At 68.6% G+C, this 23,408-nt stretch carries 22 protein-coding genes; 10 read left to right on the top strand and 12 right to left on the bottom strand.

Annotated features, from left to right (window positions below):
* Positions 1-82: 82 nt before the first annotated feature.
* From J0J10_RS02915 to J0J10_RS02905, 3 genes are all read left to right on the top strand, one after another.
* On the top strand, positions 83-2,305 hold the full coding sequence (locus J0J10_RS02915; protein WP_291645114.1) for a transglycosylase domain-containing protein: 2,223 nt from the start codon (positions 83-85) through the stop codon (positions 2,303-2,305).
* A 104-nt stretch (positions 2,306-2,409) separates the two neighbouring features.
* A complete protein-coding gene (locus tag J0J10_RS02910) occupies positions 2,410-2,985 on the top strand; it encodes a DUF1214 domain-containing protein (protein WP_291645112.1) in 576 nt (191 codons plus the stop codon).
* Positions 2,982-3,623 carry a DUF1254 domain-containing protein gene (locus tag J0J10_RS02905; RefSeq protein ID WP_291645110.1) on the top strand — a complete coding sequence of 214 codons (642 nt, stop codon included), beginning with the start codon at positions 2,982-2,984 and terminating at the stop codon, positions 3,621-3,623. The genes J0J10_RS02910 and J0J10_RS02905 overlap by 4 nt, the downstream gene beginning before the upstream one ends.
* Positions 3,624-3,722: 99 nt before the next feature.
* Here the strand turns inward: J0J10_RS02905 and J0J10_RS02900 are convergent, their stop codons facing one another.
* Together J0J10_RS02900 and J0J10_RS02895 are read right to left on the bottom strand one after the other, a co-directional pair.
* Positions 3,723-4,484: a hypothetical protein gene (locus J0J10_RS02900; RefSeq protein WP_291645108.1), complete on the bottom strand. Its 762-nt coding sequence runs from the start codon at positions 4,482-4,484 to the stop codon at positions 3,723-3,725.
* Entirely contained in the window at positions 4,481-4,681 is a 201-nt protein-coding gene (locus J0J10_RS02895; RefSeq protein WP_291639252.1) for a hypothetical protein, read from the bottom strand. Before J0J10_RS02895 ends, J0J10_RS02900 begins: the two co-directional genes overlap by 4 nt.
* A gap of 251 nt (positions 4,682-4,932) precedes the next feature.
* On the opposite strand from J0J10_RS02895, the gene J0J10_RS02890 reads away from it, so the two are divergent.
* On the top strand, positions 4,933-6,057 hold the full coding sequence (locus tag J0J10_RS02890; protein ID WP_291645106.1) for a DUF2336 domain-containing protein: 1,125 nt from the start codon (positions 4,933-4,935) through the stop codon (positions 6,055-6,057).
* Between the two features lie 180 nt (positions 6,058-6,237).
* Here the strand turns inward: J0J10_RS02890 and J0J10_RS02885 are convergent, their stop codons facing one another.
* The 3 genes from J0J10_RS02885 to J0J10_RS02875 are packed head-to-tail and all read right to left on the bottom strand — an operon-like array spanning position 6,238 to position 8,997.
* Positions 6,238-6,570 carry a DUF1491 family protein gene (locus tag J0J10_RS02885; protein ID WP_291645105.1) on the bottom strand — a complete coding sequence of 111 codons (333 nt, stop codon included), beginning with the start codon at positions 6,568-6,570 and terminating at the stop codon, positions 6,238-6,240.
* A 39-nt stretch (positions 6,571-6,609) separates the two neighbouring features.
* Positions 6,610-7,173 (bottom strand): hypothetical protein, encoded by a 564-nt coding sequence (locus J0J10_RS02880; protein WP_291645103.1) that lies wholly within the window; start codon positions 7,171-7,173, stop codon positions 6,610-6,612.
* A 15-nt stretch (positions 7,174-7,188) separates the two neighbouring features.
* Entirely contained in the window at positions 7,189-8,997 is a 1,809-nt protein-coding gene (locus J0J10_RS02875; RefSeq protein ID WP_291639243.1) for a sensor histidine kinase, read from the bottom strand.
* Between the two features lie 332 nt (positions 8,998-9,329).
* Here J0J10_RS02875 and J0J10_RS02870 point away from each other — a divergent pair, with 332 nt between their 5' ends.
* Positions 9,330-9,614, top strand: coding sequence for a hypothetical protein (locus tag J0J10_RS02870; protein ID WP_291639241.1), 285 nt, complete (start codon positions 9,330-9,332; stop codon positions 9,612-9,614).
* 84 nt (positions 9,615-9,698) lie between these two features.
* On the top strand, positions 9,699-10,124 hold the full coding sequence (locus tag J0J10_RS02865; RefSeq protein WP_291639238.1) for a SufE family protein: 426 nt from the start codon (positions 9,699-9,701) through the stop codon (positions 10,122-10,124).
* 6 nt (positions 10,125-10,130) lie between these two features.
* Here the strand turns inward: J0J10_RS02865 and J0J10_RS02860 are convergent, their stop codons facing one another.
* The 3 genes from J0J10_RS02860 to J0J10_RS02850 form a co-directional block, all read right to left on the bottom strand.
* Positions 10,131-10,916, bottom strand: a complete 786-nt coding sequence (locus J0J10_RS02860) for a DUF6456 domain-containing protein (protein WP_291645101.1) — start codon at positions 10,914-10,916, stop codon at positions 10,131-10,133.
* Positions 10,913-11,272: a helix-turn-helix domain-containing protein gene (locus J0J10_RS02855; protein WP_291645100.1), complete on the bottom strand. Its 360-nt coding sequence runs from the start codon at positions 11,270-11,272 to the stop codon at positions 10,913-10,915. The genes J0J10_RS02860 and J0J10_RS02855 overlap by 4 nt, the downstream gene beginning before the upstream one ends.
* A 226-nt stretch (positions 11,273-11,498) precedes the next feature.
* The gene (locus J0J10_RS02850; protein ID WP_291639233.1) at positions 11,499-11,915 is read right to left on the bottom strand and encodes a Ros/MucR family transcriptional regulator; all 417 of its coding nucleotides are present in this window, start codon (positions 11,913-11,915) and stop codon (positions 11,499-11,501) included.
* Between the two features lie 397 nt (positions 11,916-12,312).
* On the opposite strand from J0J10_RS02850, the gene J0J10_RS02845 reads away from it, so the two are divergent.
* On the top strand, positions 12,313-14,436 hold the full coding sequence (locus tag J0J10_RS02845; protein WP_291645098.1) for a S9 family peptidase: 2,124 nt from the start codon (positions 12,313-12,315) through the stop codon (positions 14,434-14,436).
* A gap of 39 nt (positions 14,437-14,475) precedes the next feature.
* On the opposite strand, the gene J0J10_RS02840 is transcribed toward J0J10_RS02845, so the two are convergent.
* Positions 14,476-15,972, bottom strand: coding sequence for a hypothetical protein (locus tag J0J10_RS02840; RefSeq protein WP_291645096.1), 1,497 nt, complete (start codon positions 15,970-15,972; stop codon positions 14,476-14,478).
* Between the two features lie 290 nt (positions 15,973-16,262).
* Here J0J10_RS02840 and J0J10_RS02835 point away from each other — a divergent pair, with 290 nt between their 5' ends.
* Positions 16,263-16,862, top strand: a complete 600-nt coding sequence (locus J0J10_RS02835) for a superoxide dismutase (protein WP_291639227.1) — start codon at positions 16,263-16,265, stop codon at positions 16,860-16,862.
* Between the two features lie 63 nt (positions 16,863-16,925).
* Here the strand turns inward: J0J10_RS02835 and J0J10_RS02830 are convergent, their stop codons facing one another.
* Both J0J10_RS02830 and J0J10_RS02825 read right to left on the bottom strand, forming a co-directional pair.
* The gene (locus tag J0J10_RS02830) at positions 16,926-18,638 is read right to left on the bottom strand and encodes a methyl-accepting chemotaxis protein (protein WP_291645094.1); all 1,713 of its coding nucleotides are present in this window, start codon (positions 18,636-18,638) and stop codon (positions 16,926-16,928) included.
* 146 nt (positions 18,639-18,784) lie between these two features.
* Entirely contained in the window at positions 18,785-19,615 is an 831-nt protein-coding gene (locus J0J10_RS02825) for a ChbG/HpnK family deacetylase (RefSeq protein WP_291645092.1), read from the bottom strand.
* Positions 19,616-19,737: 122 nt separating this feature from the next.
* Here J0J10_RS02825 and J0J10_RS02820 point away from each other — a divergent pair, with 122 nt between their 5' ends.
* Both J0J10_RS02820 and murJ read left to right on the top strand, forming a co-directional pair.
* On the top strand, positions 19,738-20,772 hold the full coding sequence (locus tag J0J10_RS02820) for a glycosyltransferase family 2 protein (RefSeq protein WP_291645090.1): 1,035 nt from the start codon (positions 19,738-19,740) through the stop codon (positions 20,770-20,772).
* Between the two features lie 111 nt (positions 20,773-20,883).
* Entirely contained in the window at positions 20,884-22,410 is a 1,527-nt protein-coding gene (gene murJ / locus J0J10_RS02815) for a murein biosynthesis integral membrane protein MurJ (RefSeq protein WP_291645088.1), read from the top strand.
* A gap of 6 nt (positions 22,411-22,416) precedes the next feature.
* On the opposite strand, the gene J0J10_RS02810 is transcribed toward murJ, so the two are convergent.
* Positions 22,417-23,400: an NAD(P)H-dependent flavin oxidoreductase gene (locus J0J10_RS02810; RefSeq protein WP_291645086.1), complete on the bottom strand. Its 984-nt coding sequence runs from the start codon at positions 23,398-23,400 to the stop codon at positions 22,417-22,419.
* Between the last annotated feature and the right edge of the window lie 8 nt (positions 23,401-23,408).

The raw sequence follows: 23,408 nt of genomic DNA, 5'->3' as shown, positions 1-23,408 counted from the left end.
TCGTTAGACTGGATCGGGCGTCCGCCCTCGATCCAGGGACGCGGCGGGCCTGACCCGCGGCATTCTGAAGGTGGCCCGGTCCGTGATCGAGTTCAGGAAGGCGCGCTGGACGACCCGCCTGAAGCGCTCCGCGCTCGCCGCCGACTCATGGCTCGACGATTCGCTCTACGCGGCCGGCCGGAGGGCCGGCGAGGCCTATGAGCGCATCCGCAGCTGGACCGACCGGCTCACCGTCTCCGGCCCGAAGCGCCTCGCCACCGAGCTCGTCAGCGAGGGCCTCAATGTCGGCATCGCCGGCTCGATCGTCATGCTGCTGCTGGCGATCCCGGCCTTCCGCGAGGGCCGCGAGGACGCGCTGAAGAACCAGGTCTTCGCCGTCACCTTCCTCGACCGCTATGGCTCCGAGATCGGCCATCGCGGCGCAAGGCACGACGATTCGCTGAAGCTCGAGGAGCTGCCGGACCATCTGATCAAGGCGGTGCTCGCCACCGAGGACCGGCGCTTCTACGACCATTTCGGCATCGACATCTTCGGCACCTTCCGGGCACTCACCGTCAATGCCCGCGCCTCCGGCGTCGTGCAGGGCGGCTCGTCGATCACCCAGCAGCTCGCCAAGAACCTCTTCCTCAGCAATGAGCGCTCGCTCGACCGCAAGATCAAGGAAGCCTTCCTCTCGATCTGGCTCGAATACCGCCTGACCAAGAACGAGATCCTGAAGCTCTATCTCGACCGCGCCTATATGGGCGGCGGCACCTTCGGCGTCGCGGCGGCTGCGGAATATTATTTCGGCAAATCCGCCAAGGACGTCACGGTCGCCGAGGCCGCCATGCTCGCCGGCCTGTTCAAGGCGCCGACCAAATTCGCCCCGCATGTCAACCTGCCGGCGGCGCGCGCCCGCGCCAACGACGTGCTCGGCGCGATGGTCGATGCCGGCTTCATGACGGCCGGGCAGATCGATTCCGCCCGGCGCAACCCGGCCAAGCCGATCGACCGGCGCCGCGACGCCAGCCCGGACTACTATCTCGACTGGGCCTTCGACGAGGTCCGCAAGCTCGCCGAAGACGGCAAGATCGGCCCCGAGCGCGTGCTCACCGTGAAGACCCCGCACGACCCGGCGATCCAGAAGCGGGCCGACGAGGCGGTCGAGAGCATCCTGCGCCAGCACGGCCAGGCCTACCGGGCCCGGCAGGCCGCGACGGTGATCATGGACCCTGACGGCGCCGTGCGGGCGATCGTCGGCGGGCGCGACTATGGCGCAAGCCAGTTCAACCGCGCGACCTCGAGCCTGCGCCAGCCCGGCTCCTCGTTCAAACCCTATGTCTATGCGGCGGCGATGAGCGCCGGGCTCTACAAGCCGACTACTATCGTCACCGACCGGCCGGTCTGCATCGGCAACTGGTGCCCGAACAATTACGGGCGCTCCTATTCCGGCTCGATGCCGCTGACGGTGGCGCTCGCCAAGTCGATCAACACGATCCCGGTGCAGATGTCGATCGCGATCGGCCGGGCGACCGGCGAGACGCATGAGGCGCGCGCGGCACGCATCGGCCGCAACAAGATCGTCGAGACGGCCCGCGCCATGGGGCTGACGACGCCGCTGACCGACACGGTCTCGCTGCCGATCGGCGCCGCCGAGGTCACCGTGATCGACCAGGCCGCCGCCTTCTCGGTCTTCGCCAATGGCGGCAAGCGGGCCAAGCCCTATGCCGCCTTCGAGATCCGCAATTCGCTCGGCGAGGAAATCTACCGCCATGATCGCGACGAGCCGGCGCCGGCCCAGGTGCTGAGCGCGCAGGTGGCGCAGGAGATGAACCAGATGCTCTCGACCGTGCCGACGGCGGGGACGGGCCGGCGCGCGGCACTGGACGGCGTGATCAGCGCCGGCAAGACCGGCACGACCAATGGCTACAAGGACGCCTGGTATGTCGGCTACACCGGCAATCTCGTCGGTGCGGTCTGGTTCGGTAACGACGATTCCTCCGAAACCAACAACATGACCGGCGGCTCGCTGCCGGCGATGGTCTGGAAGGAGATCATGGCCTTCGCCCATCAGGGCATCGAGATCAAGCCGATCCCGGGCGTCGCGCCGCAGGGCGCCGACAAGGCCACCGTGGCGAAGAATGCCGGCCCGACCCAGCCCGGCACCGGTGCCAATGCCGGGCATATGCCGCGCAGATCCTTCGAAGTGCTGTCATCGGTCGGGGCGATGTTCAAGGCGGTCGAGGCGCCGCGTGCGGCCCGGACCTCGATCCAGGCCGGCATCGGCGAATTACCGGCCGGGCCGAGCCTGACGCGCTTCCGCTGAGCCGTGTCGGCGGGCCTCGGCAGATTGCGCTTCTTCCGCGCCGGCCGGCGCTCTAGACTCTCCGCGTCGCCCCGGGTCGTCGAAGGGAGCCAGCCCCCCGCATCATGCGCGTCCTCGAACTCGCCTATGTGATCGCGCTCGGCGCCGGGCTGGGGCTGGCCTCGGCACATTACGCCGTGGCCGAGCGGCCGGTCGTCGGCCGGGCGCAGATCGGTGCCTGGACGACCTGGCCGAAAAGCGGCGCGCGCGACAGCGATCCCTATATGCGGGCCTATCTGGCGCGCGGCGTCCATCTGCCGCTCGGCGCCGGCGAAGGGCTCCTGCTGATCGCCGAGCGCGACGATGCCGGACAGCCGCTCGACGGCCGCTGCCGCTATGGCGTCAGCGGGGTCGTTCCGCCGGCTCGAGGCTGGTCTTTGACCGTCGCCGACCCGGCACGTCGCCCGCTCCAGCTCACGGTCGCACGGGAGAGTTTCAGCCACGCCGAGATCGTTCGCGACGAGCGCGGCGGCCTGCGGATCATCGCAGCCGCGACGCCCGAAGCCGGCAACTGGCTGCCGCTGCCGCCTTCAGGTCGCTTCCTGTTCCTCCTGCGGCTCTACGATACGCCGATCTCCAGCCATGCCGGCGAATTGCGGCCGGAAGCGCTGCCGCGGATCAGCCGGGTGGATTGCCGATGAGCATGCTCGATCAGGCTCCCCTGCTCGCCCCCGCGGCGGAGCGGACCCGGATCCCAGCCTTCGGCTGGCGGGACCGGCTCGGCCGCAGCCTGCGGCGCATCATCCTGCTCACTCTGATGGGGCTCGTCCTCGCGGGCATCGTGCACATCCTCACGGTGTTGCTGATCCCGATCATGGCCGAGCGCGACGCCAGCTCGGTCTATGCCGCACTCGGCAGCGGCGGACACGCCGAACTGATCACGCCTGCCCCGGACGGCCTGCCGGCACTGGCCGAGCCCGATCCGAACAGCGTCGGCGCCGTCTGCGGCTTCGATCTGACCGGCGGCCCGGTACGCGTCGTCGCCCAGACCGGCGCACTGCCGCTCGGGCTGACCTTGCACCGCCATGGCGGCGGCGTCGCCTACGCGATCACCGACCGGGCGGCGATCCGCGGCGTGCTCGAATTCGTGGTGATGACGCAGGAACAGCTCGACGAGCGCCTGGCGCAGGACGAGGACGGCGAGACGGCGCGCGAGCTGCGTGTCGTCTCGCCATCGCCGCAGGGGCTGATCCTGGCACGCGTCATGCTGCGCCGCCCGGCCGACCGCGCCGATGCGGAGGCTCTCGCGACGAGCGTCGCCTGCGGCAGCGCCGACTGAGGCATACTGATCTTTCGCAAAACCACCGCATCATCCGGGACGCCCCGGCGCCTCCAGGTGAACCCGGCAGGCTCCGGGCGGGCCATTCGACAGGACGGTTCAGCCCTTGTAGACGACCGGGCGATCGGATGGTGCCGCGCCCTCGCCACCGAACACGCCGATCAGCGGCAACTTGCAGACCAGATCGGTTTCCGCCTCCAATCCCATGATCGCGCGCTCTGCCCTGACCGCCTCGCGCGAGGGCATCTCGACCACGAGATTGTCGAGGGCGTAGCGATAGCTCGCCAGCCGGAAACGCAGCCGCTCGCAGACCCAGAGGACCAGAGCCTCGTTCTCGATGACGCGCGCCTGAGCCGGCTCCTGGCTCTCGGCCGGCACGCGGGGCGAGGCCTCGAGCGTGCGCAGCCGGGCGCGGTCGGCATTGACGACACGGATCGCATTGGCGCGGAACGGGGCGAGCAGGGCCCGGTCGGCATTGGCGTCCTCGGCGAGGCGATTATAGCGCGAGGCCTGCGAGGCGAAGGAGCCGGAAGTCAGCGCGCGCTGGTAATCGGAGACGGAGCCCGATTGGACAGCGGTCGGCAGCATCCGGGCCGGAACCAGGCTCGCGAGCTGGGTTTCGAAGGCGCTGCGCTCATGGGCGGGCATGACGAGCCGCCAGGCACGGGCCCGCAACTGCTGCTCGTCATCAGTCAGGTGGAAATGCGAGGCCGCCTCGCCGCGCAACCGCGCCGCCCATTCGCCCATCGCCGGAACGATCTGATCGTTGAAGAGGCTCGGGCGGGGCCGGCCGAGATCGCCGGTCGTACAAGCGGCGAGGACGAGGCAGGTCAGGATCGCCGGGACAGCAAGGCGCTTCACCCCGGCCGCCTGCGCCGGGCTTCGCGTTCCCGCGCCTCCGCCGTCCGCGCGCTGCGCCGCGGCTTGGTAGCGGGAGGTTCCGGCTGACGCTCATAGCGGACACCGGTGAAGAACAGGATCTGCGCCGGCGCCGCATCGGCGGCAACCGCGGACCTGACGAAGCGCCTGCGCGGCGCGAAAGGAATGACGTCGGCCATGATGCGCCTCCCTTGTTGGCGCCTGCGTGGAAATCGCGAACCCAGTCGGTCTCTCACCAGAAAGCTCGAAGCGGTATTCATGTCAGGGCCGGCACCTGCCGGCCCGCTGCCCGTTCCCAGGCGCGCCGCGCGGTCTGCGCGAGATCGGCACGCCATCGTCACCGACATCAGGCCTGTTCATGGTTAACGCAGTGCTAACGCATCGGGGATAAATTTCCGGGAATCGAACTATTTTCGTCACGAGCCCGCCAATGCCCTCCCGAATTGCCGCCGATCTCGCGCAGCTCGCGCGCCTTGCCAGCGATGGCGGGCTGGATTTGCGGCAGGTCGCCTTGCGCGTGAAGGCCGACCTCCTGCTGTCGACCGCCAACCCGCCGGCGGAGGATATGGAGGCCTTCCGCGACATGGCGGCGGCCCTGATCCCGGTCATCGACGAGCCGACCGCGCTGATCCTGGCGCGCAAGCTCGCCGGCTGGCGCCATACCCCGCCGGAGGTTCTGGCAGCACTGCGGGCGCGCGGCGGCGAGGTCCTGGCGGCGCTGGTCCGCAAGGGAACCCCGCTGACCCCGGCCGAGATCGAGGACATCGCGGCGGGGACCGACCCCGCCGTCACGCTCGCCCTGGCGGCCCGCCGAGACCTCACGGCCGCCGCCAGCAGCCTGCTGGCCGGGCGGGCAGACCCCGCCATCGACCTCGCCCTCGCAGCCAATCCCATGGCGACACTGCCGCGTGCGGCGCTGGTCCTGCTCGTCGCGCGGGCCACCGCCACGCCGGCGCTCGCCCAATGCCTGCTCGCACGCGACGATCTGCCGGTCGCCGAACTCGCGCCGCTGTTCCTCCAGGCCAGCCTCGACAAGCGGCTCGCCATGATCGAAGCCGTCTCGGCGCATGAGGCGCTCGCGCCCTCGCCGCGCCGTCCATCGATCAGCGGCGAGCAGTTCTCCGGGCTGGTCGCGACGGCGCTCGTCGACCGCGAAGGCGCCTTTGCGGCGCTGGCCGACCTGTTCGGCGCCGATGCCGAGTTCGCCGCGGCCCTTGCCGCCGATCATTCACGCCAGCTTGCCGCACTCACGCTGGTCGGCTGCGGCGCCAGCCCCGAGGAGGCCACCCGCTTCCTGATCGGGCTCGGCGACGACACGGCCTTCTCGGTCCAGCGCATCTTCGCTTTGGCCGATCTGATGCGCCTGCTCACGCCGGCGACGGCACGCCGGCTGGTCCTGCAGATCGGGGGGCTTTCCGAACAGGGCGGTGCCCGCCCGGCCCTGCAGCCGGCGATGGATCCGAGCGGCACCCCTGCCCGCCCCGGGCTGGAACGACCGTCCAGCCGCGGCGGCATGCAGGACATGCTGCGCAGGCTCGGCGGCAAGACCGGCTGAACATCGAAAGCGAGGAGCGGTGAAGCGGGCTATGGCATCGGACCGAAAAGTGGACTCCACTTTTCGGAAAACTCCGATGCGATAAACTGAGATAGATCACCGTGACCGCGTCCGAACGGACGCGCGGCGATCGCGTGTATTTTTTCAGGCTAAGCGGTGGCCGCCTCGTCCGGAGACAGCCTACTCGACCAGCAGCAGCCGCGGATCGCCGGCGCGGTTCTCGATCTCGACGAGCCAGAGATCGCCATCGAAGCGAATCTCACGCGCGACGCGGTCCTCCACCGCCAGCGGATCGGCGTCGAGCAGGCGCTGGAAACGACGCCCGCCATCGTCTTCGACCAATGCCTGCGGCGCCGGGCCATAGAGCACGGCGGTGCCGTCGAGCCGGTCGAGCTTGACGAAGATGGCCCCGGCCTCGCCGGCACCGCGCCGGCGCAGCACCGCAAAGAGCCCATCATGCGCCGCCTGCCGGAGATAGGCCGAAACCCAGAAATCGCTGGTCAGCCGCGCCAAGGGTTCGCTCCGCTTTGACCTGTTCCGGTCGCCACCGCCTCAGTTCACGACACGGCGCGGCGCCGGCGCCCGAACCTCGGCCGGCGGGCGCAGATCGCCGCCATTGATCAGGTCGGCGATCGGGTCGCGCACGGACGCCGGACGAGCCGCGGTCGCCGGCTGGGGAGCGGTGCGGGGTGCCGGCGCGACGGCGGCGGGCGGACGCGGGGCCGCCTCGCGCTGTGCCTGAGAGAGACTGCCGGGACGGGCCGGAGGCAGGATCTCCTGCTGGGTCGGCACCGGCTGCGGCGTGGGCTGAGCCTCGGACTGGACCGGCGGAAGATCGGCACGGCGCTCGACCGCCCGCGCTGGCGCCGGGCTGGCCGAGGGCGCCGACAGCATCGGCGCGGGATGGCGGACCTTCTGGAACAGCAATGCGTTGAGCGTGATCGCCGCCGCGACCGCAGTGAACAGCAGGATGACGAGGGCTCTGCCGGGACGACGGCCAAGCCAGCGCATCAGCCGGCCCGAGGCCGAAGGCTGGCGCCGGCCGGGGCTGGCGCGGCGCGGCGGCATGGACAGCGTCCCATCGGAGCGGGCGCGGGCGGCGAGCGTTGCGGACATATTCTCGACTCTCGGTCAGGCTGTCAGACGATAAGGTTGCTTGGTCTCGAAGCCACGGCGCGGGGCGCGGGCATGGGTGGCGATGCGCACCGGTTCGCAGGTGGCGGCGATACCGGCCACCGGCAGCCGCACCGCGACGCGCGTGCCGATCCCGGGCGCGCTCTCGATGCTGAGGGTGCCGCCATGCAGCCCGACCAGCCCGCGTACCACCGAAAGCCCGAGCCCGGTGCCGTCATGGGCACGGTCATAGGAGGATTTGGCCTGGAAGAAGGGGTCGCCCAGCCGCGGCAGGTCGGCGGCGGCGATGCCGATGCCGGTGTCGGAGATCGAAAGGTCGATCATGCCGCCATCGCGCACCAGAGCGAGGGTGACGCGGCCGCCGGGCGGCGTGAACTTGATCGCGTTGGAAAGCAGGTTGAGCATGACCTGCTTCAGGGCCCGCCGATCGCCGACCAGCTGCGGCAGATCCTGCCCGACGACGCGCTCGAGCGCGACCTTGCCGGACTGCGCCTTGAGGGCGACGACGGCACAGCAATCCTCGGCCAGCCGGGCGATGTCGAGCGGCGCCTGCTCGATTGTCATCGCACCGCTCTCGATCTTCGAGACGTCGAGCAGCGTGTTGACGACATCGAGCAGATGATGCCCGGAATCGTGGATGATCGCGGCGTATTCCTTGCGGCGATCGGCATCGAGGCCGGCTGCGAGGTCGCCGCTGAGCATCTCCGAGAAGCCGATGATGGCGTTCAGCGGCGTGCGCAGCTCATGGCTGACGGTCGCCAGGAAATGGCCCTTGAGATCGCTCGCCTTGACCGCCGCGGCATGGTTGCGCTCGCGCTCCTCGTCACGGGCATGGCGATCGGTGACGTCGCGGGCCACGCAGACCACGGCCGCGCCATTGCGCGCGCCGGCCTGATCGATCCTCCGGGCGTTGAGCTCGAGCCAGCGCACGGTCGGAACGCCGGCCGAATCGGCCAGGAACAGTACGCGGAAGCAGGCGCTGGCATGACCGGCGCCATGGGCGGCATCGCTGAGCGCTTTCAGAAAAAGCGGGCGGTCGGCGATATGGACGCGCTCGAAGAGGCCCTTGCCATGCAGCTGCGCGGACTGCGCACCGGTCAGCAGGCAGGCTGCCTCGTTGGCGAAGACGACGGCGCCGGAGGGATCGTGCCAGGTCACGAGATCGCCGACATGCTCGAGCATCAGGCGGGCGCGGGCATCCGAGGCCCGGTGCTCACGCAATTCGTCCTCGTGCCGGCGCAGGAAGGAGACGGCGAGCAGCATGGCGCAAAGAATCGCACTGGCGACGAGAACCGGCATCGCCGCGACGGCCCAGGCCGCGGGCTCGCCCACGGCGCCGGCACTCTGCAAGGCCACGACCGCGCCGAGGCCGACCACGGCAAGCGCGCTGCCGCGCGCCACATAGGCTCGCGAGCCGAAGAACATCGCTTCGGCCGGCACCGCCGCGAGCCAAAGCAGCAGCGGCGAGCCGGTGCCGCCGGTCATGCAGGCGAGCGCAATGATGAAGAGCGTGAGCGCGGCGCCGGAGACGCAGTGCGCGAGGTCAAGACGACCGGTGCGCGAGAGCAGAACCACGGCCAGCAGCGGCAGGCCGAGCGCGATCAGAACCAGCGTCTCGAACAGATCGAGCCGGCCGCGCCAGGCGATATAGGCCGGCACCAGGCTGAGCCCGCCCGCGCCGATCGCGAGCCGGGCCAGCATGAAGCGCTCATGCCGCATGCGTTCGAGCGAGTCCGGCAGCGCCGATGGATGGACCATCGCCGCAACCTGCGCCCTGACCGCCGTCATCATGCTGGAGAAACGCAAACGCACAACCTCTGTCGGCCTTCGGCGAAAAGCCTCGCCTTGTTGAGGCCGATCCTGGCGCGGGCCATTTAAGCGGGACTTAAGGCGACCTCGCACCGATGCTCCCGCAGCCTCTTTCGAGACCATGAAATTCTATTACTTTCAGATACTTAACCTGACAGCGCCAGAAATTCCCGCGATTGCGCTTGTTGCCAGCAAGGTGAATGGAAACTGAAGAACAAAACCGGGCTTTGATTCAAATTGCGACTATCGGGGACACGCGATGTTTCAGCCTCCGCGCTAGGGTTCAGAAGCCGGGGACGGGACGCCCCGCGCTAGCGACGGGGACAAGAATGGCCTATCTATTGCGCAGCATGGCCCTGATTGGGGTGATCGCCCTGAACTCGCCGGTCCATGGCGGCAAGTCCGCGCCGGAAGCACCCGTCTTCGACGCCAAGGCCGCCATAGCGGTTCTCGGACAGATCGATCCCAAAGCGGTGATGCAGGGCGCTACCAGCCTGCGCGAAGCAGCCGAGGTTCTGGCCGGGCTGGAGCCCGAGACCCGGGCTCGCGTCCTGGCGCTGGCGGCAGCTGCCGCGACGAGCCGCTCCGGCGAAGCACAAACGTCGCAGCGCTGACGCTTGACCTCGCCGGGCCGCGCGCCGAAGACAGCCTGCCAGACCGCCTCCCCCGCCGGCGGCCTGCAAGATGAGCGACGGCCGATGAGCGAAACCCTCGACGACATCATTGCCAATTTCGAGGTCCTGGATGAATGGGACGACCGCTATCGCTACCTGATCGAGCTCGGGCGCACGCTCGCGCCGCTGCCGCAGGAAGCCTATAGCGACGCCAACAAGGTCCGCGGCTGCGCCAGCCAGGTCTGGCTCGAGACAAAGCAGGAAGGCGGCCCCGGGCAAACGACGCGACTGCATTTCCGCGGCGACAGCGACGCGCATATCGTGCGCGGGCTGGTCGCACTGGCGCTGGCGATCCATTCCGGCCACAGTGCCGCCGAGATTCTGGCGACCGACGCCTTCGCCATCTATGAGCGGCTCGGCCTCGCCGCCCATCTCACGCCGCAGCGCTCGAACGGCGTGCGCTCGATGATCGAGCGTATCAAGAACGACGCGCGCGCCGCCATCGCCTGAACCGGCTCAGCTCGGCGGCGCGATCGCCGGGCGGGCATCCACCGCCTGCCAGACGCGCGGCGTCCTGTCGGGCGTGGCCCGGGCCGCCAGCCCGTAATGCTCGGCCAATGCCGCCAGCGCCAGCCGCAGCACGACCTTGGCCGAACGCGCCGGCCAGCCACGCTCGCGCTCGACCTCATCGAGCCCCTTCAGGAAGCCGCAGACATCGATGGCGAGCCCCGAGAGCTCAGGACCGAGGCGCTTGCAGGCCTGTCTGACCCGCTGGCGGGCCGCCAGGCTGGAATCGGAGGCGCTGGCTGAACCATGCGACGCGGCATGCGTGCCGGCTGCAAGCCCGGCATCCCAGTTCACGGTCACGCGCGGCAGCATCTGCGCCAGCGTCAGCTCCGCCCGGAAACGCTCACCGGCCGCGAATTCCGCCGCCGGGATCTGCGGTCTGCCATCCTTGCCCGGCCGGCGATGCAGCCAGAGCAGCGGACTTTCACGCTCGTTCAGGGCGACTTTCCGCACCTCCCCCTCGACCGCCATAGACGTCACGGCGACAAGACGGGTCTCGGTGAGCTGCAGGCGACGTGCCTTGCCGCTACCGAGCCAGATCGCGAGACCAGACTCGACCAATGCCAACGCCTCCTCGGCTGGTGCATAGCCTGCCCCGAGGCTCGCCCCGTCCACGGTCCGATAGAGCGCGATGCGGCCGCAGCCGAAGGGGGATTCGGCCGCAAACGCGCCGGCCTGCCGCAAATGCCGCAGCAGGCGCCCGGCGACAGCGCCGGCCGTCCCGGGCGCGCTCATCGCCCTGCCTCCGGCGCGAACGCCCGCAGCCTCAGCGTCAGCGCCGCCTCCAGCGCGGCGAGCGCCAGTTCAAAACCGGGCTCGCTGCGCCTGTCCTCGACCAGCGCGCAGGCATGGCGCACCGTCGTCCGGTCGCGCCCGAAGGCGAGCCCAACCTGGCTGAGGTTCAGCCCGAAGCCGACATGGGTGAGATACATCGCGACCTGGCGGCCGAAGGCGACGGGACTCACGCCGCGCCGGCCTTGCCGCAATCTGGCCGGCGGCAGGCGTAGCGCCGCGCAGACGGCCGCCTCGGCCAGCCGCGCCCTCGCGCTGCGGGACAAGGGGTCGGCGCCCTTGGCGATATCATCGTTCATGATATGTTCACTCCTACACTCCGATCGCACGGCGCGATTGGGGATAGCGAACATATGATTATATTCCTATTTCGAGTGTTTCAAGAGCGCGAGCACAGGCGGGGATATCCTCCTGCCACGCCCTGGCAGTACCACTCGAAACGACGAAGCCGCCGGCGGAGCCGGCGGCTCGAAACGAATCCCTCGAAGGAATTCGCTTCAGCGCGATGTTTCGCGTCGGGCTCTCTCAGCGGCGCTTGCGGCGCTGCTGGCCGAGGCCCATCTTCTTGGCGAGCTGCGAGCGCGCCTCCGCATAGTTCGGCGCGACCATCGGATAATCGGGCGGCAGGCCCCACTTCTCGCGATACTGCTCCGGGGACATATTGTACTGCGTCCGCAGATGGCGCTTCAGCGACTTGAACTTCTTGCCGTCTTCCAGGCAGATCAGGAAATCGGCGGTGATCGACTTCTTGACCGCGATGGCGGGCTTGGGCGCTTCCATCGGAACCACCGGCGCGGCACCACCGACGACGCGGCTCAGCGCGGCATGGACATCGTTGATCAGCGCCGGCAATTCCGAGGCTGGAACCGAATTGTTCGAGACGTAGGCGGAGACGATATCTGCTGTAAGCTCGATAAAGTCCGAACCGTCGTGATCAGCCATGGCGGCGTTGCTCCGTTGTTTTTTTGGACCGGGCGTTCGGCGACTGTGCCCGCTCTGTTTACGTGGCGCGAAGGCCTGTCAGAAGCTGCACCGGCATCAGGTCGAATTCTGCCGGATATAGAATCGTACAAAACGGATCAGTCGTACAATCGTCTAATCCATGAAAGATGACTTCGCAAGCGGCAGTTATCGCTCCGAATACGTTTATCGGTGTCCAGTATTGGTGCATCTTGCGATCGGCATGGTAACCAGAATGTGCAGCGGCTCGGATGGCTACGCGCAATGGTTGTCTTGCCAGCCTTTTTCCACGCCTCTACGAGTCGCAAACCTGCAGCAATGCCACGACAACCCGCAATGCCGCGGCGAATGACCGCAACTTCGCGCCTCGAGACACGCCATGCCTGAGAAAGCCCCTTTCGCGCCGCCTCGCGCCGAAGCGCGCGCGCAGCACCGCACCGTGCACGGCGTCGCACTCAACGACGACTATGCCTGGCTGAAGGCGGAGAACTGGCGCGATGTACTGCGGGACCCAGCGGCACTGCCGGCCGATATTCGTAGCTATATCGAGGCGGAGAACGCCTGGTGCGAACGCCTGATGAAGCCGACCAGGGCGTTGCAGCGCGAGCTCGTCAAGGAGATGCGCGGCCGCATCAAGGAAGACGACAGCGAATTGCCGCAGCCCGACGGCCCTTTCCTCTATTATCAGCGCTACCGGCGCGGCGGCGAACATCCGCTGATCTGCCGCAAGCCACGCCAGGGTAAGAGCGCCGGCAAGCCCGGCCGCGAGCAGATCATGCTCGACGCCGACGCGCTCGCCGAAGGCAAGGAGTTCTTCGACCTCGGCGATGCCGCGCACAGCCCCGATCATCGCTTGCTGGCCTGGAGTGCCGACGAAGCCGGCTCGGAACTCTATCTGATCCGCGTGCGTGACCTTGCGACCGGCAAGGATCTGCCCGACGAGATCCGCGACACCAGCGGCGAGATGATCTGGACGCAGGATGCCAGCGCCTTCGTCTATGTCGGGCTCGATGCCGAGCACCGCCCTTCGCGCGTGCTGCGCCACCGTCTCGGCACGGCGCAGAGCGAGGACGCGCTGCTCTATGAGGAAAGCGATCCCGGCCTGTTCGTCGACATCGACGAGACGCAATCGCATCGTTTCCTGCTGATCGCCAGCGGCGACCACGAGACCTCGGAGGTGCGCATCGTCGACCTGTCGGCGGCCGACGGCCAGCCGCGCCTCGTCGCCGCGCGCCAGAGCGGGCGGCAATACTCGATCGAGCATCATGGCGACGAACTGCTGATCCTCACCAATGCCGACGGCGCCGAGGACTTCAAGATCGTCCGCGCACCGCTCGACGATCCTTCACCGGCGCGCTGGACCGATCTCGTACCGCACAGGCCGGGCCGCCTGATCCTCAGCCATCTTTGCCTGCGCGGGCGGCTGCTGCGCCTGGAGCGGGAGGACGGCCTGCCGCGGCTGGTGATCCGCGAACTCGCCAGCGGGGCGGAAAGCACGATCGCCTTCGCGGAGGAGGCCTATGGGCTCGGCATGGATGGCGGCTATGAATTCGATACCGACCATATCCGCTTTCTCTACGCCTCGATGGCGCGCCCGACCGAGACCTTCGACTACGACATGCGCACTGGCGAGCGCACCTTGCTGAAGCGGCAGGAGGTGCCGTCCGGCCATGATCCGGAGGCCTATGTCGTGCGCCGGATCTTCGCGACCGCCAAGGACGGCGCCAAGGTGCCGGTCTCGCTGCTGCACAAGCGCGGCCTCGTGCTCGACGGCTCGGCCCCCTGCCTGCTCTATGGCTACGGCTCCTATGGTTCGGCGATGTCAGCCTCGTTCCGCACCCGTCCGCTCAGCCTGGTCGACCGCGGCTTCGTCTATGCCATCGCCCATATTCGCGGCGGCACCGACAAGGGCTGGCGCTGGTATCTCGACGGCAAGCGCGAAAAGAAGCCGAACAGCTTCACCGACTTCATCGCCGCCGGCGAGATGCTCGCAGCCGAGGGCTATACCTCGCGCGGCAGAATCGTGGCCCAGGGCGGCAGCGCCGGCGGCATGCTGATGGGCGCGGTCGCCAACCTCGCGCCGGAACTGTTCGCGGGGATCATCGCCGAGGTGCCCTTCGTCGACGTGCTCAACACCATTCTGGACGAAAGCCTGCCGCTGACGCCGATGGAATGGCCGGAATGGGGCGATCCGATCCGCGATGAGGCGGCCTTCCACTGGATCCGAGCCTATTCGCCCTATGACAATGTCCGGGCCCAGGCCTATCCGCCGATCCTCGCCATGGGCGGGCTGACCGACCCGCGCGTCACCTATTGGGAACCGGCGAAATGGGTGGCGCGCCTGCGCGCGACCATGACCGGCGGCGGCCCGGTGCTGCTGCACACCAATATGGAGGCCGGGCATGCCGGCTCGGCCGGCCGCTTCGACTCGCTGAAGGAAACGGCCCTGGCCTACGCCTTTGCGATCACCGCGGCGCATGGCGGCTGGGGCCGGCAGGTCTGAAGCGCATCGCAGCCCTGCCCTCCCCGTTCCCGGACCGGCTCAGCCCGGTCCGGCCTCGAGCCGACTCTTCTCGCTGGCGAGATAGGCCTTGAGCTCGTCCATCGAGGCGAAGACGTAATCGCCATCGGGCGTGCGCGCCTGGATCGAGCCATCGGCATAGATGGTGAAATGCGTCTCGCCGACCTGATAGGCACCGACGATGCCTTCGTCGGAAGCCGGAGGCGCGGCAGGCTCGGGCACGACCGCCTCGGCGACAGGCGCTGCCGCCGTCTCGGATGCGGCCGGCGCTTCGGGCGCAGCCGGCGCGATCTCGGGCAGGATGTCCGTTGCGATCGGCTCTGCTGTTTCCGGCTCCGCCGCGCTCAGCGGCGAGGCCGCGACCGGCGGCGTCTCCGCCTCGTCCGGGACCGGCTCGGGCGGCGTGACGGCTTGGTCCTCGGGGAGCGGAGGGACCTCTTCGGCAGTGATCGGCTCTTCGAGCGCCGCCAGCGCATCGCCGCTGCGCGGCTGGGTCACCGGCGGCCAGGGGCGCGGCGCCATCCAGTCGCTGACCGCTTCGAGCGAGCGCTGCGGCGGCTCGACCTCGGGAACGTCGGCCGGCATCGCCAGCGCGTCGTTCAACTGCTCGCGCAGCGCGCTGAAATCATCGTAATCGGCCTCGGCCTTGGCGGGCTGGCTCTTGCCCTCGGCGCCGAGGTCGAGCTGCGGCCACCAGAACTGCTCCGGCTCGCGCTTCGCCTCGGACTCGGCTTCAGGCTCGGGCTCGATGACGGCAATGTCGAGATCGGGCTGGGGAGCGACCTCGATCGGCTTCTCGCCAGCGTCTTCCATCGCCGGCGCGGGCTCGTCGAGGCCTTCCGCCGGACTTTTCGGAGTTTCCACCGCGACCTGCGGCGCTCGGGTCGGCAGCAGAGCGGCCTCGAAGAAATCGAGCTCGGTCTTCGCTACCGGATCCAGCCCGGTCTGCGCCGTTTCCGTCGACAGTCCGGGCGGGCGCAGCCAGTCATCGTGAATGCGCGCAGGAAGCTCCGGGATATCCGGCTCGGCGACAAGCCCGGCAGGCTCTTCGGCGGAAACCGCGGCCTCGGCAACCTCCATTGTCTCTGCGCTGTCCGCGCCAGGTTCCTCGGTCCGCGACGAAGCCGCCAATGCCCCACCGAGCGCGAGCGCTCCGACACCCGCGAGCGCTGCGGCACTGCCGGGAGCCTGCCCGGAGAGCCGCTCCTGCATCGGAGCCTGCGGCTCCGGCAATGTGGCTTCCTCGCGCCGCGGCAGCGGCTGCGCTACCGGCTCGTCATGGCGAACGGACGCCAGCGTCGCCGTAGCCATGGCGCCGGCGACCAGCGTCTTCAGGCGCTGGATCTCGCTCAGAATCGCCGCGGAGGCGAACATCAGCAAGCCCGCAGCGAAAGAGAGCGCGCCGAGGATCACCTCGGTAAAGCCCCTCTCGAGCACGCGATAGGGCCAGCCATCGACGATGGCATAGGCACCGCCGGCCAGCAGGGCGAGCCCAAGAACCAGGAATAACTTGACCAAACGCTCGCTCCTTCGAGACGGCAGAGTCCTGCGACAGCTTGCCGCCCCATGGTTAAACTATCGATACGCCCGCATCTTGCCAACAGAACGCTCATGACAAGGCGGGGGAAACTCGGGACGGCGAGTTCTCAGGACGCACAGGGCTCCCTCCGCTTGGCGGTTGCCGCTGCCGCATTCGCGGCTTAACTAACGGGGGAATGGCGGGACGTTCCGCCGGGCCGCCGGCCCATGCGTTTCATCATTGCAGCCATTCTCACGTCGCGATTTCGACAGCCCCAAGGAGAGGCCCTATGTCCTTTACCCTGCCCGATCTGCCCTACGCCCATGATGCTCTGCAGCCCTTCATGTCGAAGGAGACGCTCGAATACCATCATGACAAGCATCATCTGGCCTATGTGAACAACGGCAACAACGCCATCAAGGGCACCGAGTTCGAGGGCAAGTCGCTCGAGGAGATCGTCAAGGCCTCCTATGGCAAGAACCCGGCCGTGTTCAACAATGCCGGCCAGCACTATAACCACCTCCACTTCTGGAAGTGGATGAAGCCGAATGGCGGCGGTAAGCTGCCGGGCGCGCTCGAGAAGGCGATCGTCGACTCCTTCGGTTCGGTCGACAAATTCAAGGAAGATTTCATCGCCGCCGGCGTCGGCCAGTTCGGCTCGGGCTGGGCCTGGCTTGAGGTCAAGGGTGGCAAGCTCGCGGTCAGCAAGACGCCGAACGGCGAGAGCCCGCTGGTCCATGGCGCGACCCCGATCCTCGGCGTCGACGTCTGGGAGCACTCCTACTACATCGACTACCGCAACCGCCGCCCCGACTATCTCAAGGCTTTCCTCGAGAGCCTGGTGAACTGGGACTATGTCGCCGAGCTCTATGACGGCGCCAAGGCCTGAGCCGGCCGGCACGGACTGACAGGAACGGGGCCCATGCGGCCCCGTTTTTTTTCGTGCCCGCGCTCAGACGGCGACGCGCTTGAGAAACTGGTCGACGGTCGAATCGAGACGCAGCGCCTGGGTCGAGACCTCTCCTGCCGCCTGGCGCACCTGCTCGGCCGAACGCCCCGTCTCCTCGACGCTGTCGGCGAGCACGCTCAGATCGCTCGACACCGAGAGCGCCGACGAGCTCGCCATCGCGACGCCGCTGGCGATCTCGCCGGTGGCGATCGCCTGCTGCTCGATCGAGACGGCGACCGAGTTTGCGAAATTCTCGATCGCACCCATGCGATTGGCGATGTTCTGGATGGCGCCGACGACTTCACCGGTCGCGCCCTGAATGGCATTGACCTGCGCCACGATACGGTCGGTCGCATCGGCCGTCTGCGAAGCGAGATTCTTGACCTCCGCCGCGACGACGGCGAAGCCGCGGCCCGCCTCCCCTGCACGCGCCGCCTCGATCGTGGCATTGAGGGCGAGCAGATTGGTCTGAGCAGCGATGTCGCGAATGAGATTGACCACCTCGCCGATGGCGCGGGCCGTCGCGTCGAGGGCGTCGACGGATTCGGCCGTGTCGCGCGAGGCGGACGCGGCCTCGACGATCTCGGTGCGGACGCGCCGCACCTGGAACTCGACCTCACGGATCGCCGCGCCCATTTCCTCGGCGGCCTGGGCAGCGCTCTCGACATTGGCGGAGGCGCCATGGGAATTATGGGCGGCGCGCGCGGCACGCTCGGAGGACTCGGCGGCGACCTGGGCAAGGCCGCTCGAAGCATCGCCCATCCGATCGGCATTGCTCTTGAAGGCTTCGAGCGCGACGCCGACCTCGCCGCGGAACATGGCGATCGCCTCGTCGATGCGCTGCTGGCGGTCGCGACGCTCCGTCTCGCTCGCGAATTGCTGCTCCTGCAAGCTCGCACGCTCGCCGAGACGCAGCTTGAGGACGCCGAGGGCGCGAGCGATGGCGCCGATCTCGTCGCGGCGTTCGGTCGCGTCGATCGGGGTGTCGAGCTTGCCGTCGGAGATGCTGACGATCGCCTGGGTCATGCCCTTCAGCGGCTTCATCGTCCGCGACAGCGAAATCCAGAGCAATGGCCCGAGCACGAGCAGCAAGCCGAAGCCCAGCGCGATGGTCACGAAATGTTCGCGCGCCGCCCGGGCGACGAGGCGCCGCTTGTCGAAACGCAGCGCGACATAGCCGATCTGCTTCTGGTGGCCGCCGACGCGCACCACCAAGAGCTTGGTGATGTAGGCACCGTCCTCGAGCTGGAGCGGGCTTTCGCTGGCGAGCGCATCCCAGGGCTCGCGCCCGAGCGCCAAGGCGAGGTTGTTCGGCGTCAGCAGTAGACGCGCCTCCTCGTCGCGCCCGGCGGTGGCGAGGGCGACAACCTCGTCGGCGACGATACCGGCGGAAAAATCGGGATCCCGCTTCAACGATTCCAGAATGTAGCTCAACGTCGTCGTGTCACGCGACAGGATCAGCGCCGGCGCGGCGTTGACCACCATCGTCGTCAGCGAGTTCATCTTCTGGTCGAGATCGGCACGCGTCTTGCCATCATTGTAGCGGGCGACCGCAAGGACGACGAAAACAATGGCGAGCGCGACGATAGCGACAGCAGCACCGGCGATCTGGGTGCTGAGCGAGCCCGCGCGCTCCTCGGGCTGGCCTGCCGTGAGTTGTGCCTTTCCGGAAGGTGCATCCGGGGATTTCTTTGCCCGAATCTGGAACCGGGTCATCGCGCAAAAATCCTTCAAAGGCATGGATGGCGCGACCGGCCTGAGGATGCCTGCAACACCCGCGGCCAGCATGACGGGGCAGGGTAAATTTTCGCTTGCGACGTTTGCGCGGGGCTATGCACTCAACGCGTGCAGGAGCCCGTGCCTCAACCGAGCTCGCAAAACCGGGCGAGGCGCAGACCAGGCGGCGGCACGAAGGCCAGGAGCGCGGCATGCTCGACCGGCCGAGATCCGATGACCGGGTCGAGCGCGCGCAATTCGTCGTCGATGAAGCCGGGATGGCACATCACCAGATGAGCCCGCCCCGGCCGTTTCAGGAAGCGCGGCAGATCGGCGGCGAAGTCCCGTGTCGGATCGAAGGGCGACACGCCGGAGAAGCCGTGATTGAGCGGGATGCCGCGCCGTGCCGCGGCCGGGCGCAGGCCCGCGGCGAGACCGGCAATGACCAGCGCCTTGCCGACTGCCACGCCACGCGCCCGGATCGCGGACACAGAATCGGCTGGGTCGCGCAGATAGACCGAGCCCAGCGGATAGCGCCGCGCCACCGCGTCGAGAACCGCGCGACGGACGCCTGGAAGGACATGGACATGCTGATGGCCGTCGACGAAATCGGGCGCGCGCCCGAGCGCCTCCTCGAAGGCATCGAGCTGCCGGTCGAGCTCGGCGGCGATCTCGCGACGCGCCGCGGCCGACCCCAGCGCCAGCCGTGAAAGACCACCCAGTTTCGGCAGGCGCCCGCCAGGAGCGAGGCTCGGCATCGTCGCGAGCGGCGCGCCGCTGGTCAGATTGAAATGCAGGCCGAGATCGGCCTTGCCGGAGAAGGCGGCGAGCTCGCCGGCCAATCCGCGCCAATGCGGCCGGTTCGTCATCGCGCCGGTGGCGGAGAGCTTGCCATGCGCGAGCAGTTCGAGAATCGAACGGCTGACGCCCCGGGTCATGGCGAAATCATCGGCGCAGAGCACGAAACCGCGGGTCATTACGGTCTGTTGTCCCTCGTTCATCGAGCGTGCTGTAAGTAGCCGCCGGCGAAGCCGGTGCGCGTCCCGGCCCGCGCCATCACGAATCCACCCCTATCCCACGCGCTGAGGTCGTCAAAGCCTTGTCTGCCACGCCGCCCCTCGCCGCCCCGGCCAACCCCGCCGCCCAGCCAAGGCGGCCCGAGCTTTCCGTCGTCGTTCCCGTCCATGACGAGGCCGACAACCTGCCGCTCCTGGTCGAGCGGCTGAAGGGCGTGCTCGATGGCTGCGTCGCCTCCTGGGAGATCGTCTGCGTCGACGATGGCAGCCGGGATGGCACGCTTTCGGTGCTGCGCCTGCTGCACGAAGCCGACCCGCGCATCAATGCCATCTCCTTCAGCCGGAATTTCGGCAAGGAGATCGCAATCGCCGCCGGGCTCGACCATGCCAGCGGCGATGCCGTGGTGATCATGGACGCCGATCTGCAGCATCCGCCGGAGACCATTCCCGTCTTCCTGGCGAAATGGCGCGAGGGCTTCCTCAATGTCTATGGCCAGCGCACCGACCGCGAGGGCGAAGGCCGACTGAAGCGCGGCTTCGCCAAGGCCTTCTACAAGCTCTTCGCCAGCTTCGGCGAGACCGAGCTGCCCGAGGGCGCCGGTGATTTCCGCCTGCTCGACCGCAGGGTGGTCGAGGCGCTGCGGGCCCTGCCCGAGCGGGCCCGCTTCTCCAAGGGGCTCTATGCCTGGGTCGGTTTCCCCGCCACCGGCGTGCCCTTCGAAGTCGCCGAGCGCGCCCATGGCCAGACCAAGTTCCGCTTCCGCAAGCTGTTCAGCTTCGCCTTCGACGGGCTGTCCTCGTTCTCGACCGTGCCGCTCAAGATCGCGACCTGGCTCGGCGTCCTCATCGCCATTATCGCCGCCGGGTCAGCATTGTTCTTCGCGGTGCGCACCCTGCTCTTCGGCACCGACCTGCCCGGCTTCCCCTCGCTGATCGTCTCGATCATGTTCTTCTCGGGCATCCAGCTGATTTCGCTCGGCCTGATCGGCGAATATGTCGGGCGCATCTTCGCCGAGGTGAAGCGCCGGCCGCTCTACCTCGTCGGCGAGCGCATCGGCTTCGAGAAGCTCGATAGCGTCCACCCGCGCGGCGACGCCCTGCCACCGCTGATCCGCTAGTCCCGGACTGGACAATCGCCGCCGGCGACGGCATCGCTTGCCGCATGATCGTCGACGTCATTTCAGCGGGCGCGCCGGGGTGACGAGGCGGGAGAGACGAGCCGCCATTCGATGCTGAGAAAAATCCTGTCCGTCAGCGGCTTCACGCTGCTCTCGCGTGTCAGCGGCTTCGCCCGCGACATCGTTCTCGCCGCCGTGCTCGGTGCCGGGCCGCTGATGGATGCGTTCTCGGTGGCGCTGCGCCTGCCCAACCATTTCCGCGCCATCTTCGGCGAAGGCGCCTTCAACCAGGCCTATATCCCGGCCTTCGCCCGCATCCGGGAGAAATCGGGCGCAGCGGCGTCCCAGCAATTCTCGGACAGGGTGTTCACGCTGAACCTCGTCGTCCAGCTGGTGATCCTCGCGCTCGCCTTGCCGTTCATGCCGGAGCTGGTGCGCCTGCTCGCCCCCGGTTTCGTCGGCGATCCCCAGCGCTTCGACCTCGCGGTGGCGCTGACCCGGATCACCTTCCCCTATCTCCTCTTCATCACCCTGGTGACGCTGCTCTCGGCCAACCTCAACGCGGTCGACCGTTTCGCCGCGGCCGCCGCTGCGCCGATCCTGCTCAATATCAGCCTGATCGGCGCGCTCGCCGTCGCCTTCCTGTTCCCGAGCGCGGCTCATGCCGCCGCCTGGGGCGTCGCCGCCGCCGGCGTGCTGGAATGGCTGCTGCTCTGGGTCGCCGCCCGACGGGAAGGCGTTTCGGCTGCGCTGACGCGGCCGCGGCTCGACGCCGAGGTCAAGCGCTTCCTCAAGGCACTCGGACCGGCGGTGATCGGCTCGGCCGGCGTGCAGATCGCGATCTTCGCCGACACGATCATCGCCTCGCTGCTGCCCGCCGGCGCCTATGCGGCGCTCTACTATGCCGAACGGCTCTACCAGCTGCCGATCGGCGTGATCGCCATCGGCGTCGGCACGGTGCTGCTGCCGACGATGAGTCGTGCCATTGCCGCCGGCGACGAGGCCCGGGCCGACAAGGCCCAGAACCGGGCGGTGGCGCTGACGATCTTCGCCGCCGCCCCTTTCGCCGCCGCCTTCATCGCCGTCCCCGAGTTGATCGTCGCAGCCCTGTTCGAGCGCGGCCGCTTCGACGCCGCCGCGAGCCAGGCGGCAGGCGCCGTGCTCTTCGCCTATGCGGTCGGCCTGCCGGCGATCGTGCTGATCCGCTCGCAGGTCTCGAGCTTCCAGGCGCGTGGCGACACGACGACGCCGATGATCGTCTCGCTTTCCGCCATCGTCGCCAATGTCGGGCTGAAACTCTTGCTCTGGCGCGATCTCGGTGCACCCGGCCTCGCACTCGCGACCGCGGCCGGCGCCTGGATCAATGTCGGGGCGCTGTTCGTGCTAGCCCTGCGCCGCGGCTGGACCCGGCCGGAGCGCAAGCTGCCGGGCCTGATCCTGATCGTCGCGGCCGCCGCCGCCTGCGCCGGCATCGCCGCGCGCCTGCTGGCGCTGCCCCTTCAGACGGCGCTCGCCGGTTTCGCCTTCGAGCCGAAGCTGCTGGCGCTCGGCGCCCTCAGCCTGCTCGCGGCGGCACTCTATGCCGTGCTCGCCCTCGGCGGGCTGAAACTGGCGGGTTTGCTGCGGCTGCTGCGCTGATGCTGCTCAGCCGTGGACGGCGATGCCGGCGCCGCGGCGCAACTGCTCGGCCGCTTCGGCCACCATGCGCACGACGATCTCGCCGGCCGGCGGCACATCCGCAATCAGCCCGGCCGCCTCGCCATAGATCGCGGCCGCCTTGTCGGGATCGCCGGCCATGAAGGCCTCGCGATAGGCCGGCCCCTCGCTCTCGGCGGCCGCCAGCAATTCGGCATCGCGGCCACGCCATTTGGTCATGAACGCATTGTCGCCGACGCGGATGTCAAAGGGTTTTGGCCAGTCGAGCCGGCGCGCGATGTCTGGGAGCGAAGAGCGCACGGTCTGATCGCCGGTCGCGGCGATGGCGGCGGCCTGGTGGTTCTGGTGGACCAGCGCCTCGCGGCTCGCCCAGAAGCGGGTGCCGACGAGCACGCCATCGGCGCCGAGCATCAGCGCCGCGGCAAGCCCACGGCCATCGGCGATGCCGCCGGCCGCCAGCAGCAAAGTGTCCGGGCTCTCGCGGGCGAGGAGGTCGGCGACCTCGGGAACGAAGGGCAGTGTCGCGCGGGCATGACCATGGCCGCCGGCCTCGGTGCCTTGCGCGACGATGACGGAGGCACCGGCGGCCAGCGCCGCCCTGACATGGGCGATACTCTGGCACTGGCAGATCAGCGGCACGCCTGCTGACGCGATCTCGGCGGCGAAGGGCGCGGGGTCGCCGAAGGAGAGCATCAGCGCTGCCGGGCGATGGGCCAGCACCTCGCCGAGCAGATCCGGCTGCTTTGCCAGAGACCAGGTGATGAAGCCGCAGCCGGTGCGGATATTGCCGGCCGCGGCGTATTGCGTCCTCAGCCAGTCGCCATCGCCATAGCCGCCGCCGATCAGGCCGAGCCCGCCGGCCCGCGTCACCGCCGCCGCCAGTGCCCCGCCGGCGGCGAGTGCCATCGGTGCGGAGAGGATCGGGTGCTCGATACCGAAGCGCTCGGTCAGGCGGGTGGCGAGACGGGCCATGCGAGGAA

The sequence above is a fragment of the Allobosea sp. genome, assembly GCF_017308075.1.
Taxonomy (GTDB): Bacteria; Pseudomonadota; Alphaproteobacteria; order Rhizobiales; family Beijerinckiaceae; genus Allobosea.
This window is presented reverse-complemented; position numbering and strand designations above follow the sequence as displayed.